Here is an 18913-nt window from a genome sequence, read left to right as displayed (position 1 = left end):
ATTATGCCCTTGGGATAACCAAATTTTGGCCAATACGGACCATGTCAGACTTCATATTGTTTGCTTTTTTAATGCCTTCAATACTGACGCCATATCGTCTTGCGATGACAGATAATGACTCACCCGATTTCACCTTATGTTTAGTATTAGTGCGTTTGGCTAGCAAGGTGCCTGAAGGTGGATTAGACTCAAAATAGCGTAGCACCCCTCTATGGATGGCATCAGCTAATTTTTGTTGATGATTACCATTTTTCAGCAATCGCTCTTCTTGAGGATTAGATATGAAGCCTGTTTCAATCAAAATTGAAGGAATATCTGCCGCTTTCAATACGGCGAGACTTGCCGCCTCAGGGCTTTTTTTGTGCAAATGAGTAATAGAACCTAAATCGCGTAAAATATCTTTAGCGATATCATTACTCATTACCATTGAATTGTTTTTTTGCATATCGATGAGTGTTTGAACCAGATATTTTTCCACATCTGAATTTTGAATAATGTCACCCACACCGCCAAGTAATTCCGAATGTTTTTCAGTTTGCTCAAGTAATCGACCTAACTCACTATCAGCTCGGCGCATAGATAAAACCCAAACAGAAGCGCCCCTTGGTTGAGGTGAGGTAAAAGCATCTGCGTGAATCGAGAGTAATAAATCGGCTTTACTTCGACGTGCCAATTCTGAACGACGGTTTAAGTCTACGAAATAATCACCAGTACGCGTCATCACTGCCTGTAAACCAGGTGTTGCATTAATTTTATCTGCTAAACGTTTTGCAATGCTCAACACGACTCGCTTTTCGTACATACCGCTGGGGCCAATTGAGCCAGGGTCTTCGCCACCGTGCCCGGCATCAATCGCTATGATAATATCGCGATTAGAATCTGATGACTGCACAGCAACTTTAGCTTTGGCCTCTGCGCTGAAGGAGTCATCTAAATCAACCACTAACCGATTACCGTATGGCGCAGTTGGAGGTAAGGTAAATAAATTAAACTTTGTGGCTTTAGTTAAATCTATCACCAGTCGTAATGTTCCTTTAGCAGGAGGATTACTTACTCGAATTCGCTTTATTAACCGGCTGTTGTTGGTAATGCTATCTAAGTTAAAGTTCTTTTTAGTATCTTTGATGTCGACAACTAAGCGATCTGGCTCAGTTAAAGTAAATGATTCATATTGCGGCGCTTGGGAAAGATCAAATACTACTCTGGTAGATTCTGGAGCAGCCCAAATACGTACGCTGTCCACCTTATTCGCACTGTGAACGGCAAACGAAAACACCATTAGTATAAAACTTGATAAGCAAAGGGCTATGTTATGTCGAGTCATTATTATTTTAGTTTTGTTAAAATAGTCTGCCCAGCAGCAGACAAAGCGTTAACTTCAATTTCGCGTTGGTCGTCTTTGTAGTGTAAATGCAAATGTAGATCAGCTTGAGGTAACAAACCTTGGCCATGTTCAGGCCACTCCACCAAACAAATACTTGTTGGATTAAAATAGTCTCTAATCCCCATAAACTCTAGTTCTTCAGGATCAGCTAGTCGATATAAATCAAAATGATAAACATCAAAACCATTTAGCTCATAAGGTTCAACTAATGTATAAGTTGGGCTTTTAACTGCACCTTTGTGGCCTAGTGATTGAATAATACCACGACTTAAAGTAGTTTTCCCCGCGCCCAAATCCCCTGTTAAAAAGACGGTTAATGGTGGGCTAATATGCTGAGCAATTAATTGTCCCATTGCTACGGTAGCTTGTTCATTTTCAAGATTTTTAACTACAATTGTCATAAATACAGCCAAACATTTTGGTTAAATACTGATTAAACGAGCAATATAGCAGATTTTAGTAATTAACTCCTACAGCAGAAATAGTCTTTTTTTACAAAAAAAGCCAGCTAATTAGCTGGCTTGATAATGAGTTTAATTTGATAAATTAAATATCATCCATTCTTAATACACTGTGTACCAAACGCTTTTGTTGAGTTTGAGCTACACGCACTAAATCTAGCAATGCGCTTTTGATATCGCCATTAGGACTACTATCAGCTGTATTCTCGAGTAAACCAATCAAACGGTTTTCTAAATCTAAATGTAATTCGAGTACTAAATCTTCGTCCATATTTGCGGGTAAAGTCGTATCAGTACAGCGTTTAGTAAAATCTTCAAAAACCACATCTTGGAACCAAGTGTCCAGTATTTTAGCCGGTGCATCCTCTATGTAGCTTTCGATGGTATCGTGAACATGCTTTTCATGCTGCTGCAAATACTTCAACATTAACTTAACTCGAGAAGAGTCTGCATTTCGATGTAAACGCTTATACAAACTTGCCATATCTAAACGGCATTTTGCTACATATTCAAGAAGTTCGCTTAATTGTTGAATTCGCATATTTCATTACCCCATTACACATCCTGATGACCTCAGGAGAATTTTGTTAAATCCATTATCAGAAATTCAGCGCCACAAATATTTGAACAGCGTCATGTTTTGAGTTTATTTCAAAGATGTACTTTAGGAAAAGGTGAAGAAATGAGTCACAGATCACCTATTCAAAGGCTTGAGATAGAACAGGCGTTCAAAAAACGCCCAAAATCATAGATTAACGATAGGTAATAGAGAGCATATTGAGAATATAGCTCATGGTCACTAAGGTGATTTTCAGCAACATATCGGGTTCGAACCGATACCCTCTTGTGCTAAACAAACTCGCTTGAAAAAAGATAGGTAACGCGCTCTGCAATAAACTCAATGAGCTAATCTCTTATTTAGAATTGGGAATATTTATTGATTGGAGCGACAATCTCTTGTTAAGAGTGGTCGAACCGATGACCACTTTTGCTAAACAAACTCGCTTGAAAAAAGATAGGTAACGCGCTCTGCAATAAACTCAATGAGCTAATGTCTTATTTAGAATTGGGAATATTTATTGATTGGAGCGACATATCGGGTTCGAACCGATGACCTATACCTTGGCAAGGTATCGCTCTACCAACTGAGCTAATGTCGCTTTTTTGTGCTTCATTTTCACATTTAACAAGGTATCGTATTTCTACCTTTCAACTGAGCTAATGTCGCATAATAGATCAAATTATGAAATTTTGGAGCGACATATCGGGTTCGAACCGATGACCTATACCTTGGCAAGGTATCGCTCTACCAACTGAGCTAATGTCGCTTTTTTGTGCTTCATTTTCACATTTAGCAAGGCATCGTCTTTCTACCTTCCAACTGAGCTAATGTCGCATACATATCAAAATTTTGGAGCGACATATCGGGTTCGAACCGATGACCTATACCTTGGCAAGGTATCGCTCTACCAACTGAGCTAATGTCGCTTTTTTGTGCTTCATTTTCACATTTAGCAAGGTATCGTCTTTCTACCTTCCAACTGAGCTAATGTCACATCTAAAATATTTCACTTTCTAGCAATCAGAGTTTGGTGCTCTGTAGAAAGTTGAGGCCGCATTATAGGTAAAATTGGCAGGGCTGCAACCTCTTTTTTCAAAATTTGATTCGATTGATTAAATTTTAAATACTTGGCTACGATAATACTGTAATTCTGCTATTGATTCTTTGATGTCTTCTAATGCTTGATGAGTATTCTTCTTTGAAAAACCATTCATCGTTTCAGGACTCCAGCGTCGCACTAGCTCTTTAATTGTACTAACATCAATATTTCGATAATGGAAATAATCTTCCAACTCAAGCATATATTTATTCAAAAAACGACGATCCTGACCAATACTGTTGCCACACATAGGTGATTTACCTTTTGGCACATAATCAGCTAAAAACTTTATTGTCAGCTCAATTGCATCTTGTTCGCTGTATTGGCTTGCTTTGACGCGATCAATTAAACCTGACTCGCCATGATGTTTTTGATTCCAATCATCCATGCCAGCCAATACTTCATCGCTTTGATGAATAGCCAATACAGGCCCTTGTGCAATGATATTTAATTCTTGATCCGTTACTAAAGTTGCAATCTCAATAATACGATCAACTTCAGGCTCAAGACCTGTCATTTCTAAATCAACCCAAATTAGGTTATTCGCATCAGCAGCCATTTTTTTGCCTTATTTTGTCTATTGCCCTAAATTCAGGCTTTTTTATCCAAGAGGGTGTATCATACTGTGTTTTTGAGACACACAAAAACACCTTTATTTATGAAGATTATCCTGTGAGTAAAAAGAAACCCCTAAGCCAAGGGCAATTGCGTCGCATGCGAGCCAATCAAACTAAACGATTAAAGCGCGCCGACACAGATAAAGATAGCCCAGATATTCAAGATCACTTACTAACGCCTGAACAAGCTGGTGTGGTGATTTCTCGTTTTGGTCAACATGCTGATATCGAAACCCAAGACGGCAGCATCACACGCTGTAATATTCGCCGTAATATCACTAGTCTCGTTACTGGCGATAAGGTTATTGTACGTTTAGCAACTGAAGTACAAGCAAGCTCAAATATTGGCGGTATCGTTGAAGCGGTTCACCCGCGCAAATCATCTTTAACCCGCCCCGATCTCTATGACGGTGTAAAGATTATTGCTGCCAACATCGATCAAATTTTGATTGTATCATCGGTGTTGCCAAGCTTTACCACACAAATTATCGACCGCTATTTAGTGGCATGTGAAGATACCGATATTGCTCCGGTCATTGTACTGAACAAAGTTGATTTACTTAATGATGAAAATCGCCCAGAAATAGAACAAGCTTTAGCACGTTATCAAGCTATTGGTTATCAAGTTTATCAAGTCAGTAGTCACACGGGTGAAGGGATTAACGAATTAATCTCGCTTTTAAACAATAAAGTAAGTATTTTCGCCGGACAATCCGGTGTGGGTAAATCATCATTAATTAATGCATTAATGCCTGAAGCAGAATTAATTGTGGGAGATGTTTCCGATAACTCAGGTTTAGGGCAACACACCACGACCACTGCCAAGCTTTTACATTTTGCCAGCGGTGGAGATCTTATAGATTCTCCTGGTGTACGAGAATTTGCCTTATGGCATCTACCAGCTCAACGCGTAGGCTGGTGCTTTATTGAGTTTAGAGAGTTCCTTGGAACCTGTAAGTTTAGAGATTGTAAACATGGCGATGATCCTGGCTGTGCAATACAACAGGCACTAAAGGATGGCAAGATAACCCAAGACAGATTCAGCAATTACCAACGCATTATCGCCAGCCTTGATGAACAGCGACATGCTCGACACTTTAGAGCGGCTGAAGAATAAAATTAATTAATACAAATTTTTGTAAAAAGAACAAAGATAAGGGAATCAAATTGGACTCACTAAAAATTGCTTTGCAATACATTATGCCAAAACACTTTTTATCACGATTAGTGGGCAAGTTTGCCGCTGCTGAAGCTGGTGCGTTTACTACGGCGTTTATCAAGTGGTTTATTAAGCAATATAAAATCGATATGTCTGAAGCGGCCAAAAGTGAGCCTGAAGCATACAAAACCTTCAACGCCTTTTTTACGCGTGAATTAAAAGACGGTTTGCGTCCAATTTGCCAAGATGCAGATATTATGGCTCACCCTGTTGATGGCGCGGTGAGTCAATGCGGCCCAATCGAAGCGGGCAATATTTTCCAAGCCAAAGGTCATAGTTATACTTCTCAAGCTTTGTTAGGCGGCAATACTACTGATGCACAACGATTTGATGGTGGTGATTTTGCAACCATTTATTTAGCACCAAAAGACTATCATCGTATTCACATGCCAATTAAAGGCACCCTCTCAAAAATGACTTATGTGCCAGGCGATTTATTTTCAGTAAATCCATTAACGGCACAAAATGTTCCTGGACTATTTGCCCGTAACGAGCGCGTTGTTGCCATATTTGAAACCGAAGTAGGCCCATTAGCTATGGTATTAGTAGGTGCAACCATTGTCGCAAGTATTGAAACTGTATGGGCCGGTACAGTAACACCACCAGCAGGAAAGCAAGTGTTTAGCTGGGATTATCCAACCACAGGGCCAGACGCATTAACGCTAGACAAAGGCGCAGAAATGGGTCGCTTTAAGTTAGGCAGTACAGTGGTGATGCTATTTGCCGAACACGCAATCGATAGTTTTGTTGACGGCGTTGAACCAGGTGAAACCACACGCATGGGTCAACCTTTTGCAAAATTGAACCTAGAATAACTCAGCTGAACGTTCATCTTGAAGCCGCGCTCCGGTCTCATTGAACTACACCTTGCCGTACTGCTATTTGGTGGTACGGCACTGTTTTCTAAGCTTATTCCTTTAAGCGCCCTCAATATTACCTTTTTACGCTGTATTGTTGCCGCGTTCACGTTAGCTTTGCTAGTTAAAGTCACTCAAAAATCACTCGCGCTACATCACAAAAAAGATTATTTGATTGCTTTGGGTTTAGGTGTGCTTGTCAGCGCCCATTGGGTGACATATTTTGCAGCAATGCAATTATCCTCAATCGCTGTCGGTATGATTGCCTTTTTCACCTACCCAGTGATAACCGTGCTTATCGAGCCAATAGTGAATCGCACACGCCTCAAACTAGTGGATATTTTTTCAGGGTTAGCCGTGCTAACAGGAGTCATACTACTAATCCCTGAACCAAACCTTCACAATGATATCACCTTAGGGATTTTGGTTGGTGTGGTGTCGGCGATGCTTTTTGCCATACGAAATATACTACACAAGCGCTATTTTAGTGAATATGGTGGCGCCCATGGGATGCTTTACCAAACCTTGATCACCGTAATACTACTGAGTCCTTGGCAAGATGTTAAGGCTCATGATTTGGATCAGCATACTGTATTACTCATCTTAGTACTTGGGGTGGTATTTACAGCAATGCCACATGCTTTATTTACTTCAGCACTGCGTTATTTAAGCGCTAAAACAGCGGGCTTGGTTTCGTGTTTACAGCCTTTTTATGGTGCCGTGTTAGCAATGCTCATACTAAACGAACAGCCAGGGACTAACACCTTGATTGGTGGAAGCATTATTGTTGCAACAGCCTTATTTGAAACGCAACAAAGTCATCAAAAAAAATAAGCGTCTACTTAAGTTGTTTGCTACTATCTTGGTGTCTTTCTTAGAGCTTATTCTTATGTTACGCATTGCAAAAATATTACTTATTATCAGTTTATCTTTCAGCTTTGCCTCATCTAGCTGGGCAAATAATCCACTGCAAATGGGTGTTAAGCCAGTCGAGCCACAACCTACCTCTCTTGATATTAATGAACAGATAGACGCGTTAAGTGCAAGTATCGAAAAGCTAGCATTAGAAGAGCAAAGCTTTTTAAACGCAAATGCCAACAATCAAAAGATAAAAAAAAATCTAGAAAAACAACTCAATGCAGTTATTTCACCACCTAAACTAGACCCTGATTTAAACATAAGCCAACAAACATCTATGGCTTACTTTCATTTGTCAGAGTTAAAAGAAACAGATGCCAGCTTAACAGATCAACTTAATAAATTAACTGCTCGCCAAAAGCTGTTACCAGATTTACTTAGCCAAGCCTCAAACGCAATTAGCCAGCAAAGTAAAACTTTAGCGCCACCACAAGACACACCTGCAGGCCAACGTTACAACCTACAAACACGGCTATTGCAACAAAAGCAATCCACCTTACAAGCAGAACTAAACGCAAACCCAAAGCAATTAGAAGTGGTTCGTTTACAATTACAATTGAATAGGCAATCCCTAAATCAACAAGAAGCCTTAATCGAGCTGATCAATAAGCAGAGCATTGAAAATCGCGAGCAAAAAACTGCAGAAACTATTGCAAACAGCTTAATACCCTCTAGCCCTAATGAAGACACATTCACTCAACAAATAAAGCTATATAATCAAGAGCTAAGTAACCAATTATTAAAAATAAATAATGACATTAATGACGTAATTGTTTTACAAGAACAAACAGAAAAGCACTATCAAAGACTTACGTTGCAACTGACCAATGTGCAAGAACAGCTCACTTGGATGAAAAGTAATTCCGCATTTGGTGAGCGATTTCTAGACATATTGCATTCATTACCTCAACCTCCAAACCAAGAACTATTACAAAAAAATATCAGTGACAGCCGATTTGAGCGTTACAAATTGGAACAACAACAAACATCAAATGCACAACAATTATTTTCAGCAAGTGGGTTGAGTGAAACACAAATAAATACCCTACAAGCTCAACAAGTATTAATAGGTCAACTCATTGATACTTATGATCATTATTTAGCTGAATTAGCCAAACTCAGTATTAGCTATAGTCAGCTTATTATTTTGCATCAAACACTAAAAAACACACTTAATGAGCAGTTATTTTGGGTACCTAATGCAACACCAATCAACGCACTCTGGCTAAAAGACATAACTATCAGTGGCTTATGGATATTTAATCACGCACAATGGCAACAGTTAATCGAGTCTTTGCAACTCAACACCGCCTCATGGGGATGGTGGATTATCCTAACCATTTTGTGCTTTATGGCTCAAGATTTATTAAGCCCACATTTCAATAATCTCTTAAACAGATACAGCGAATATGTGGGCAATGTGACGCAAGATAAGTTTAAATATACTGTCAAAGCCCTGATTTTTACGATTATTTACGCATGTTTCAAACCTGTCCCCATCTTAATTGCTGGCGTCATATTGTTCGACTCCACAAATAATTTTACCCACGCAATTGGTACGGGAGTGTTATCTATAGGCTTGGTTTACCTGATTTATCGATTTGCTTTCATATTGTCACAAGACAATGGCATTTTAATAAGCCACTTCGGACGCCCAAAAGCGCTTATTCAAGATTCTCATCATAAACTCAAAACCTTGATGATATTTTCATTCCCGATTATCGGAATATTGGGATTTGCAGAGTCAATTGATAACACCACATTTCGTAATAGCATTGGTCGTGCAGCATTCATCTTTTTTTGTTACTTACTATTCTTGATGTATAGGCATCTTCTTGCAGTGATCCAACAATATCGCATTGATAGAAAAGATAATCTCAATATGAAAATGCTGCAAAAGATCATGTGGAGCATACTGTTTTTAGCACCGATCAGTAGTGCCATATTATCTGCTATTGGCTATTACTACACTGCATTTCAAATGTTGATTCAAATGCAAATTTCACTGCTTTTTGGCTTAGGTTTTTTACTCGCTTATCAATTGATAAAAAGATGGATGTTAATTGAGCGCCGTTTAATTGCGTTTGATCGCGCAAAAGCGAAAAGAGCTGAAAGAATCGCACTAAGAGAAAGGGAAGACTCAGGTTCAGTTGACAGTTCAGATGGCTATGAAGAACCGGTAGTTGACTTAGAAACAATTTCGAGTCAATCACTTGGACTAGTTAGGTCAGTGCTGTTGTTATCCTTTTTCGCCACAATTTTAGCCTGGTTATCGCAAAACCATACCTCGCTATTACCATTTTTAGATGGCGTCACCTTATGGACCACAACAACCAACTTAAATGGCATAGAGCAACTGCTACCAATTACATTAAAATCCTTGTTTATTAGCAGTATTATTATTGGCTTATCGATAATGATATCTAAAAACCTTCCCGGCTTATTAGAACTCACCATTCTTCAGCGCTTAGATTTATCCACCGGCACCGGATTTGCAATAACCACGGTGAGCAGCTATTTAGTCCTCTTTATTGGCACGTTAGCTAGCTTCGCATCATTGGGAATGGAATGGTCTAAATTACAATGGTTAGTGGCTGCGCTCTCAGTGGGGTTAGGTTTTGGGTTGCAAGAAATTTTCGCCAATTTTATTTCTGGTTTGATCATACTATTTGAAAAGCCAATCCGAATTGGCGATACCGTCACGATTCGAGATTTAAGTGGCACGGTAAGCAAAATTAAAATTAGAGCGACCACAATCGTGGATTGGGATAGAAAAGAAATCATTGTGCCTAATAAGGCATTCATTACAGAGCAATTAATTAACTGGTCATTATCAGACCCGATTACTCGTGTCATAGTAACGGTTAACGTTGCTAGAGACTCTGACCCAAATAAAGTAGAAATGCTATTACGCCAAGTTGTCAGTGAGTGTGAATTTGCTTTAAAAGTGCCTGAGCCAGATGTATGGTTTGCTGGCTTTGGCAGCCACACGTTAAACTTTGAAGTGCGTACTTATGCCAAAGATATGGATGCTCGCTGGCCACTTCGTCATTCATTGCACAAGCAAGTGGTGCAAAAGCTCAAAGACAACAATATCGTGTTAGCGTATCCACAAATGGATTTACATATTAATCCAAATCAGAACAAAGACGGCTCTGGCTTAATTAAGGCCTAATTAACAAGTAGGAAAGCGGTTCTATGTTGATATTTGCTCATCGCGGTGCCAGTGGTTATCAAGCAGAAAATACCTTAGCAGCCATGCAAGTTGCCTTAGATTTAGGTGTACAAGCCATTGAGCTCGATGTGCATAACGTTGAAGGTGAATTGGTTGTCTTCCATGATCGTCGCCTTGAGGGAAAATCAACAGGAACAGGCTTAATTAAACACAAAACGCTCGCGGAATTAGGCCATTGTAAGGTAAAAGAACAACCTATCCCAACGCTTTGGCAGGTACTCAACTTAGTGAATGGCCAGTGCACAGTAAATATTGAATTAAAAGGCGATAACACGGTTGCGCCCTTATTAGCTATGTACTCCAACATCCTAACAACGCTAAATTTTGCCCCTGCGCAGCTCATCATCAGCTCTTTTAATCACCCTTATTTAGCGCAAGTAAAACAAGCTTTACCTCAAGCCTATGTGGCGCCACTTCTGGGGGGATTCCGCTTGATTTAGCTCAATCAGTAACAGATTTACAAGCCTACTCAATTCACCTTGATTTAAGCTTTATTAATCAAGCTATTATTGATGACGCCCACCAGCGCGGGGCGAAAGTATATGTTTATACAGTGGATTGCGCTGATGATATCTGCGCCCTGCAAGCGATGGGAGTCGATGGCATTTTTAGTAATTATCCAGACAAAGCCAAAGCGGCATTAAAGCAAAATACGGGGCATTATCCAAATTGGTTTGAGTAGCAAATGAACTTTAGCCCTTTCTAAAACGTACCATGGAACGACGCTAATTAAAGGAGTATTGATGAAGACCATCGTATCACTGGAAAATATCTGTAAAGGGTTTATTGATGGTGGCTCATTTCATCAAGTGCTTGATAAGGTCAATTTGAAACTCCATCAAGGCCAAACGGTTGCCTTAACGGGGCCAAGCGGCAGTGGTAAAAGCACCTTACTTAATATTATTGCTGGATTCGAATCCATTGATTCTGGCGACTTATCACTTTTATCAACTAATTCACTCGCCTCAACCTCTAATTGGCTAGACAAACAATGGAGCCAATTTCGCCGTCAGCATCTCGGGGTGGTATTTCAGCAGTTCAACCTGTTAACCCCTTTAAATGTTCGAGACAATATTAGTTTTGCACTATCTTTAAACCAACAACAGTGGAACCCTTGGTGCGATGAACTTTGTCAGCAACTTGGATTGAATGAATTACTCTCGCGTTCTGTCGAAAACTTATCGGGAGGTCAGCAACAACGCGTCGCGATTGCGCGCGCCCTCGCCCACAAACCGCAATTACTACTAGCAGACGAACCGACAGGAAATCTTGATGAACAGGCGGGCATGCAAGTGATGGCGCTACTGACTCAATTAGCTAAACAAACTAATACCTGTATTTTGATGGTAACTCATAGCGATCAGTGTGCTGAATTTATGCAAACTCGCTGGCATCTTCAACAAGGGCAGATTATCGAAACCCACCTTGCTCAAGATCTTGCTCCTTCTGAAGCCTCCAGCGCTTTAGATAAAAACAAAACCAATTTATTAGCAAACAAATAACCGAGGTTGAGCTTATGTCATTTGCATTAATTCAACGCGGTTTAAAGATATTTTGGCAACATTATCGCCATGCACCAATTCAAGCCAGCGCTATTTTGTTAGGCATCATTTTAGCGGTTACCTTATTGATTGGCGTTAAAGCAACCAATGAAAATGCCAAACAAAGCTACGGCCAAACAAATGAGCTACTTAGTCAGCGGGCCAACTTTTTTATTACCAATAAAGATCAGTCCCCTTTAAATGAAGCAGTATATTTTGCTCTGAGAAGAAGTGGCATTAAATCTTTAGCAGTAATAGAAGGCTTAGCAAACGATCCACAAGGTCGCAGCTGGCTTGTAACAGGTAGTGATTTAGTTGCCGCATTAACCCTACAAACTCAAGATAACAATACCCATTCGGCTCGCCATAACAATCAGGCTAGCACATCATCTTCAAGTACTTTATCAAGTAGTACGCCCGACGATTCAGCCTCAAACGGCCCCTCTTTTTCACTGATAAATGGTCAAGCTAGTGTCATGATGTCTGCCAATCTTATCGACAAAGTGAATAAATTAACGGGTCAACAGTTAATACTGAATGACATCAATATTGACGTGATTGCCATTGATGACAGCTTTAATTTAGGCACAAGCCTTTTGGCTGATATTTCCTTTGCCCAGCGCTTGCTAAATATGCCGCAACAGCTTAGTTATATTGCTGTTTTTGCAGAAGATAGCCCCGATACAGCCCTGACAAAATCTCAGCAGATAGACCAACAGCGCAGTGTGATAATCACTGCTTTAGCGAAGGGCGGATTTGATACCAGTAAACTCACTATCGATATGCAAGATGATGGAGAATCGCTTTCAGCTTTAACTGCCAGCTTTCATTTAAACTTAGATGCCATGAGCATGCTTGCTTTTGTGGTTGGACTCTTTATTGCTTATAACGGCGTGCGATATAGCTTGATGAAACGACAAAAGCTATTTGTTCAACTACTACAAATGGGACTGGGGCGGCAAAACATGTTAGTGGCGCTGATCATAGAAATAACTTGTTTGGTGATTATCGGCAGCATTGCTGGCTTTATTTTAGGGTTACAGCTATCACAGTGGTTACAGCCTATGGTAGCCATGACGTTAGAGCAAATATACGGTGCCACCTTGTTACCCGGCATTTGGCAATGGCAGTGGTTTGCTCAAGGTTTAGGCCTCACTTTGTTTGCCTCATTAGCAGCTTGTTTACCTCTGTTAATTCAACTCACTCGTATTCCTTTGGCTCAAGGAGCACAGCGACAAGCTCATATCGCTCCTTTTGAATCAATATTCAAAAAGCAGGCTTTCATTGCCTGCCTGCTACTTACAATATGCGGCTTGCTATTCAACGTCACCAACCAGTACAAACATAGCCTCATTTTGCTGGGTATTGTGTCGATATCAATCCCTTTATTACTGCCGCAAACTATCAACTTAGCGATCAAATGGTTGCAGCCCTTGATGCCCAAGGGACTGTGGCAATATGTTGTTGCTGAAAGTAAAGAAATTATTGCGCCGTTATCCTTGGCCATGATGGCTATTTTATTAGCATTATGCGCCAATATTTCAATGAACACCTTGGTAGACAGTTTTGAAGTCACACTGAAACAATGGTTAGATGGTCGCTTACATGCTGACCTTTATGTTAAGCCCAACCCGAATACCATGCCGGCATTAATCAAGCTACTTAACAGCAACAAGCAAGTTGATGATGTGTTCGAGCAATGGACCATAGATGCCAAATTAAATACACCAAATGTCCCAATCAACCTAGTTAGCCGTGACCTACCTTCAATTAAAGAAACCACCATAATGAAAAGTACCACGGTCGAAACCGCCGCTAGCACAAGCGATGATTTTTGGCAGCAATTTAAGCAAGGCCATACTGTGCTTATCAGTGAACCTTTAGCCATTAAGCATCAACTATCAATTGGCGATAGCATTAGTATTGATAAGCTCCCCCATCCCAATGATAACCCTTTAACTATTTCAGCCATCTATTTTGATTATGGTAACCCAAAAGGTGAAGTGATTATCTCGCCAACACTTTGGCATCAACATAATTTACCCCCCAACCCCATTAGTCTAGCCGTGCGCTATCAAGGTGAAACGAATGAACTACAGCAATTATTAATGAGCGAACTTGGAGTCTCATCCGCTTTTATGTATAGCCAGCAGCGCATTAAAGATGAAGCCATTACCATGTTTACCAAAACCTTTTCAATCACAGTGGTGCTGAATAGCCTAACGTTATTGGTGGCAGCCATTGGCTTATTTAGCGCTTGTTTAATGCTAACCCAAGCAAGGCTTGCACCACTAGCACGCCTCTATGCCTTAGGCGTTAGCCGCAACCAACTACGCTTAATGGTCACTAGCCAAATGATGCTGATAGTGTTGATTACTTGCTTGTTGGCCTTACCTATGGGGGCGTTACTCGGTTATTTGCTCATCAATAAAGTGACCTTACAAGCCTTTGGTTGGACAATTGCCATGCTATGGGATTGGTCAGCATATATTCGGGTTGTCGCCATCGCCTTAATCAGTTGTTTAATTGCCGTCGCGCTCCCCCTTTACTGGCAAACCCGAAAACCACTCATCAGCAGTTTACAGCAGGAAGCATTGTAATGACTTACTTCATCAAACAACGCGTGTTCCATTGCAGTCTTTTATTGCTGTTAACTAGCTTGGTGATGGCTTGCGACAATGCTAAACAACAGCCTCAAACATCATCAAACTCATCAGTCTCTATGGGGAAATTACTCGGCAGCGATGATAATAATCAGCTTTATCATCAAGTCTTACCAACAACGGTGTTAACTTTTCCAGATGACCATCAAGCACATAACGGCTTTCGAATAGAATGGTGGTATATCACAGCGAACCTGACTACTGATGCCGGTGAACAAGTTGGTATTCAATGGACACAATTTCGCAGCGCATTAAGCGCTCCTGATAATCAACCATCATCAACCTCAGATTCTAAGTGGGCGACAAACCAGTTATATATGGCACATGTGGCGTTAACCTCTAAAAATAAGCACTATAAAGCTGAAAAATTTGCCCGAGCTCACCCAGAGTTTGCTGGCGTATCAGCTAATCCTTTTGCGGTGTACTTAGATAACTGGCAATGGCAAACCTCGCAAGCATCGCCTTTTCCTGCCACATTAACAGTAACCGATGCCTTGTTTGGCTATCAATTATCACTAGATAGTCAACATCCATGGCAACTGCAAGGTGAACAAGGCTTCAGCATTAAAAGCCGTGACGGACAAGTTGCCTCGCATTATTACAGCCAGCCATATATTGATGTTAATGGCACCATTACCCGTGAAGGTAAAACAGAAAATGTGACCGGTAAGGCATGGTTAGACAGAGAGTGGAGTTCGCAATTACTGACAAAAAGTCAGCAAGGTTGGGACTGGTTTTCAATTAGGCTTGATACAAACACTACCTTAATGATATTTCGCTTACGTGGCCAAACTGAGACAGATAATTTTTACAGCGCACGAGTCATGCTCTCTGATGGAACTGGACGTAATTTCACCAGTGGTAGTCATCCCAACGAAATCAGCATGAAACCAGTAAGTTGGCATAAGATTAAAGATAAGTCATACCCTGTGAGCTGGCAAATTGACATTCCCAGCGAACAAATTCACATCACAACTGATGCGCTCAACCCTAATAGTGAGATGCCATTATCGACACCTTATTGGGAAGGCCCCATTGACTTTAAAGGGAGCCATGAGGGGATGGGTTATATGGAGCTAACCGGCTACTGAGCTCAATTATCTCAATACTCTTTAAGGAGTATAAAAATAAAATAAATTAGCCCAATCTAAAACAGCACTTTCAATCTAATCTAAATGAGATCCATCTCACGCTTAAAAATGTGATTTCGAGCACCAATTAATCACTATACCTATTCAGGGGTATATCCTTACAAATTATCAGGTTTAGACTCAATAACATAATAAAAGATTTAACATCTGCATTAATCAGTTAACTTAATAAAGAGTGAGGAACACCATGAGCATAAGCCGTCGCGAGTTTCTAAAAGCCAATGCCGCTGCCGCAGCTGCATCTGCTGTAGGCCTAGCCATCCCCATTAATGTTGTGAATGCCGCGCAAGGCAGTTCAGATATCAAATGGGACAAAGCACCATGTCGTTTCTGCGGTGTAGGCTGTAGTGTATTAGTTGGTACAAAAGGTGGCAAAGTTGTTGCTACCCAAGGTGATCCAGAAAGCCCTGTCAATAAAGGGCTTAACTGCGTTAAAGGCTATTTTCTGTCTAAAATTATGTATGGTAAAGACCGCCTGACATCACCATTATTAAGAATGAAAAATGGTAAGTACGACAAAGAAGGTGAGTTTACGCCAGTAAGCTGGGATGTCGCACTTGATACCATGGCTGAAAAATGGAAAGCCAGTATCGCTAAAAAAGGTCCAACTTCTGTCGGTATGTTTGGTTCTGGTCAATGGACCGTTTGGGAAGGCTACGCTGCAGCGAAACTGCATAAAGCCGGTTTTTTAACTAACAACATAGACCCAAATGCCCGCCACTGTATGGCATCTGCCGTGGCTGGATTTATGCGTACTTTTGGCATTGATGAGCCAATGGGATGCTATGATGATTTAGAAGCAGCGGATCATTTTGTCCTTTGGGGCGCTAACATGGCAGAGATGCATCCTATTTTATGGGCTCGCTTGACTGATCGCCGCTTAAGTAATGAAAAATCAAAAGTACACGTATTATCAACCTTTCAAAACCGCAGCTTTGATCTAGCCGATAATGCAATGGTATTTAAACCACAAACAGATTTGGTCATTTTAAACTTTATAGCTAACTACATCATTGAAAATAAAGCCGTAAATAGAGACTTCGTTAACAAGCACACCAAATTTGCTCTTGGTGTAACCGACATTGGTTACGGCCTTCGTCCTGATCATCCACTTCAGAAAAAAGCTAAAAACCCAGACAACGGCAATTCAACCCCGATTAGCTTCGATGAATACGCAAAATTCGTGAGCACTTATACGGCAGAATATGCGTCAGAAATGAGTGGCGTACCTGTTGAAAATCTTATCGAGATGGCCAAAGCATACGCTGATCCAAACATTAAAGTCATGAGCTTATGGACCATGGGTATTAACCAGCATGTTCGTGGAGTTTGGGCTAATAACATGCTTTATAACATTCACTTACTTACCGGTAAAATCGCCACCCCAGGCAATAGCCCGTTCTCACTAACGGGTCAGCCATCAGCTTGTGGTACAGCACGTGAAGTAGGTACTTTTGCCCATCGTCTACCTGCTGACATGGTAGTGAATAACGATAAACACCGTGAAATTACCGAAAAATTATGGCAATTACCGGCAGGCACCATTCCGCCAAAACCAGGCTTCCATGCTGTACTTCAAAGCCGTATGCTTAAAGATGGCAAGCTAAATTGTTACTGGACTATGTGTACTAACAATATGCAGGCTGGACCCAATATCAATGATGAAATTTACCCAGGTTTCCGTAACCCTGAAAACTTCATCGTAGTATCAGACCCATACCCAACCGTCACGGCAACTGCAGCAGACTTAATTCTACCCACCGCAATGTGGGTCGAAAAAGAAGGCGCTTACGGTAATGCTGAGCGTCGCACTCATATGTGGCATCAACAAGTGCCAGCTCCACAAAGCGCTAAATCTGACTTATGGCAATTAGTCGAGTTCTCAAAACGCTTTAAAGTGTCTGAAGTGTGGCCTGCTGAGCTTATTGCTAAAAAACCGGAATATGCTGATAAAACCTTATACGATGTTCTGTTTGCCAATGGTGTCGTGAATAAGTTCCCGACAACTGATTGTAAAGGCGCTTATAACCACGAAAGCGAGCACTTTGGGTTTTACCTACAAAAAGGTCTGTTTGAAGAATATGCACAGTTTGGTCGTGGCCATGCGCACGATTTGGATACTTTTGACAGCTACCATGAAAACCGTGGTAAACGCTGGCCAGTTGTAAACGGCAAAGAAACATTGCGCCGTTTTGTTGAAGGTAGCGATCCTTATGTGAAGGCGGGTGAAGGTTTCAACTTCTATGGCAAACCAGACGGTAAAGCGGTTATTTTCGCCCTACCCTATGAGCCAGCAGCAGAAGAGCCAAATAACGAATATGACTTATGGATGTCTACGGGCCGCGTGCTTGAACATTGGCATACAGGTTCGATGACAGCCCGCGTACCAGAACTTCATAAAGCTTATCCAGATGCGCAAATCTTTATGCACCCTGAAGACGCTAAAGCGCGTGGCTTAAATCGTGGTGATGAGGTGGTCGTTGCTTCTCCACGTGGTGAGGTCAAAACTCGAGTAGAAACCAAAGGCCGTAACAAGCCGCCTAGAGGTGTGGTATTTATGCCTTTCTTCGATGCAAGACAGTTAGTTAACAAATTATTGTTAGATGCGACTGATCCGCTATCCAAAGAAACTGACTTTAAAAAATGTCCAGTTAAAGTCATGAAAGCTTAAATCACCAAACATGCTTACGGATATGGCGGGTAAGAGTAATGGAATTAAATCATTTAACCACTCGCCATCATAGGAATTATAAACATTCATCTAGGATGTTACGGAGTAAAACATGAAAAAATTATTCAGTGCTGCAGCTATGGTGTTAGGTCTAGCTGCCTGTTCAGGACAACAAGCAGAACCCGAAGCGGCTGCTGTCAATGTGCAATCATTAGGGCAATCTGCCATCACAGATATTAGACCGGCAGATGCCGTAGCGTCTTATCCTGTAAAAGGTACTGCAATTGAACGTACCTTTGTGCACCAGCCACCACTTATTCCGCACAAAGATAGCTATAGTATCTCTGCAGATAAAAATGGGTGTTTAACTTGTCACAGTGTTGAAAAAGCAGCCCGCATGAAAGCCACTGCCATTGACAAGTCCCACGTTAAAGCTAACGGTGAGTTTAATGGTCAATACTACTTCTGTGTACAGTGCCATGTTGCACAAGCCGATAATAAACAGGCGTTAGTGGGGAACACCCACACCAAATAA

Annotated in this window: 13 protein-coding genes, 3 tRNA genes and 1 pseudogene; 10 read left to right on the top strand and 7 right to left on the bottom strand. The window is 40.9% G+C overall.

The window, feature by feature from the left end:
- Position 1: 1 nt before the first annotated feature.
- From HBH39_RS03090 to orn, 7 genes are all read right to left on the bottom strand, one after another.
- Entirely contained in the window at positions 2-1324 is a 1323-nt protein-coding gene (locus HBH39_RS03090) for an N-acetylmuramoyl-L-alanine amidase (RefSeq protein WP_167675523.1), read from the bottom strand.
- A gap of 2 nt (positions 1325-1326) precedes the next feature.
- Positions 1327-1785 carry a tRNA (adenosine(37)-N6)-threonylcarbamoyltransferase complex ATPase subunit type 1 TsaE gene (gene tsaE / locus HBH39_RS03085; RefSeq protein WP_167675521.1) on the bottom strand — a complete coding sequence of 153 codons (459 nt, stop codon included), beginning with the start codon at positions 1783-1785 and terminating at the stop codon, positions 1327-1329.
- Positions 1786-1930: 145 nt separating this feature from the next.
- Positions 1931-2386, bottom strand: coding sequence for a hypothetical protein (locus HBH39_RS03080; RefSeq protein ID WP_167675510.1), 456 nt, complete (start codon positions 2384-2386; stop codon positions 1931-1933).
- Positions 2387-2929: 543 nt separating this feature from the next.
- Positions 2930-3005: transfer RNA gene (locus HBH39_RS03075), tRNA-Gly, on the bottom strand.
- Between the two features lie 92 nt (positions 3006-3097).
- Positions 3098-3173 (bottom strand) — tRNA-Gly (locus HBH39_RS03070).
- Between the two features lie 84 nt (positions 3174-3257).
- Positions 3258-3333 (bottom strand) — tRNA-Gly (locus HBH39_RS03065).
- A gap of 186 nt (positions 3334-3519) precedes the next feature.
- The gene (gene orn / locus HBH39_RS03060; RefSeq protein ID WP_167675508.1) at positions 3520-4065 is read right to left on the bottom strand and encodes an oligoribonuclease; all 546 of its coding nucleotides are present in this window, start codon (positions 4063-4065) and stop codon (positions 3520-3522) included.
- A 113-nt stretch (positions 4066-4178) separates the two neighbouring features.
- Here orn and rsgA point away from each other — a divergent pair, with 113 nt between their 5' ends.
- The 10 genes and pseudogenes from rsgA (at position 4179) to HBH39_RS03010 (ending at position 18913) form a co-directional block, all read left to right on the top strand.
- Positions 4179-5240, top strand: coding sequence for a small ribosomal subunit biogenesis GTPase RsgA (rsgA, locus tag HBH39_RS03055; RefSeq protein ID WP_167675506.1), 1062 nt, complete (start codon positions 4179-4181; stop codon positions 5238-5240).
- A gap of 50 nt (positions 5241-5290) precedes the next feature.
- Positions 5291-6157 (top strand): archaetidylserine decarboxylase, encoded by an 867-nt coding sequence (asd, locus tag HBH39_RS03050; protein ID WP_167675504.1) that lies wholly within the window; start codon positions 5291-5293, stop codon positions 6155-6157.
- 15 nt (positions 6158-6172) lie between these two features.
- Positions 6173-7033: a DMT family transporter gene (locus HBH39_RS03045; protein ID WP_167679938.1), complete on the top strand. Its 861-nt coding sequence runs from the start codon at positions 6173-6175 to the stop codon at positions 7031-7033.
- 55 nt (positions 7034-7088) lie between these two features.
- Positions 7089-10292: a mechanosensitive ion channel domain-containing protein gene (locus tag HBH39_RS03040; RefSeq protein ID WP_244325771.1), complete on the top strand. Its 3204-nt coding sequence runs from the start codon at positions 7089-7091 to the stop codon at positions 10290-10292.
- Positions 10293-10315: 23 nt separating this feature from the next.
- Positions 10316-11034, top strand: a pseudogene (locus HBH39_RS03035) (glycerophosphodiester phosphodiesterase).
- 61 nt (positions 11035-11095) lie between these two features.
- The gene (locus HBH39_RS03030) at positions 11096-11854 is read left to right on the top strand and encodes an ABC transporter ATP-binding protein (protein WP_167675502.1); all 759 of its coding nucleotides are present in this window, start codon (positions 11096-11098) and stop codon (positions 11852-11854) included.
- Between the two features lie 14 nt (positions 11855-11868).
- The gene (locus HBH39_RS03025; protein ID WP_167675500.1) at positions 11869-14493 is read left to right on the top strand and encodes an ABC transporter permease; all 2625 of its coding nucleotides are present in this window, start codon (positions 11869-11871) and stop codon (positions 14491-14493) included.
- Positions 14493-15647 carry a lipocalin-like domain-containing protein gene (locus HBH39_RS03020; RefSeq protein WP_167675498.1) on the top strand — a complete coding sequence of 385 codons (1155 nt, stop codon included), beginning with the start codon at positions 14493-14495 and terminating at the stop codon, positions 15645-15647. Before HBH39_RS03025 ends, HBH39_RS03020 begins: the two co-directional genes overlap by 1 nt.
- Positions 15648-15894: 247 nt before the next feature.
- The gene (napA, locus tag HBH39_RS03015; RefSeq protein WP_167675496.1) at positions 15895-18378 is read left to right on the top strand and encodes a nitrate reductase catalytic subunit NapA; all 2484 of its coding nucleotides are present in this window, start codon (positions 15895-15897) and stop codon (positions 18376-18378) included.
- A 112-nt stretch (positions 18379-18490) separates the two neighbouring features.
- Positions 18491-18913, top strand: a complete 423-nt coding sequence (locus HBH39_RS03010; protein ID WP_167675494.1) for a nitrate reductase cytochrome c-type subunit — start codon at positions 18491-18493, stop codon at positions 18911-18913.

Origin of the sequence: Shewanella aestuarii (genome assembly GCF_011765625.1) — a bacterium.
Lineage (GTDB): Bacteria > Pseudomonadota > Gammaproteobacteria > Enterobacterales > Shewanellaceae > Shewanella > Shewanella aestuarii_A.
The sequence above is the reverse complement of the archived record's forward strand: the minus strand, read 5'-3'. Positions and strand labels throughout refer to the sequence as shown.

Excerpts from the sequence above, each read along its gene's own strand:
- HBH39_RS03090 (WP_167675523.1), bottom strand. The coding sequence starts at position 1,324 with ATGACTCGACATAACATAGCCCTTTGCTTATCAAGTTTTATACTAATG.
- tsaE (WP_167675521.1), bottom strand. The coding sequence starts at position 1,785 with ATGACAATTGTAGTTAAAAATCTTGAAAATGAACAAGCTACCGTAGCA.
- HBH39_RS03080 (WP_167675510.1), bottom strand. The coding sequence starts at position 2,386 with ATGCGAATTCAACAATTAAGCGAACTTCTTGAATATGTAGCAAAATGC.
- orn (WP_167675508.1), bottom strand. The coding sequence starts at position 4,065 with ATGGCTGCTGATGCGAATAACCTAATTTGGGTTGATTTAGAAATGACA.
- HBH39_RS03040 (WP_244325771.1), top strand. The coding sequence starts at position 7,089 with ATGTTACGCATTGCAAAAATATTACTTATTATCAGTTTATCTTTCAGC.
- HBH39_RS03030 (WP_167675502.1), top strand. The coding sequence starts at position 11,096 with ATGAAGACCATCGTATCACTGGAAAATATCTGTAAAGGGTTTATTGAT.
- HBH39_RS03025 (WP_167675500.1), top strand. The coding sequence starts at position 11,869 with ATGTCATTTGCATTAATTCAACGCGGTTTAAAGATATTTTGGCAACAT.
- HBH39_RS03020 (WP_167675498.1), top strand. The coding sequence starts at position 14,493 with ATGACTTACTTCATCAAACAACGCGTGTTCCATTGCAGTCTTTTATTG.
- napA (WP_167675496.1), top strand. The coding sequence starts at position 15,895 with ATGAGCATAAGCCGTCGCGAGTTTCTAAAAGCCAATGCCGCTGCCGCA.
- HBH39_RS03010 (WP_167675494.1), top strand. The coding sequence starts at position 18,491 with ATGAAAAAATTATTCAGTGCTGCAGCTATGGTGTTAGGTCTAGCTGCC.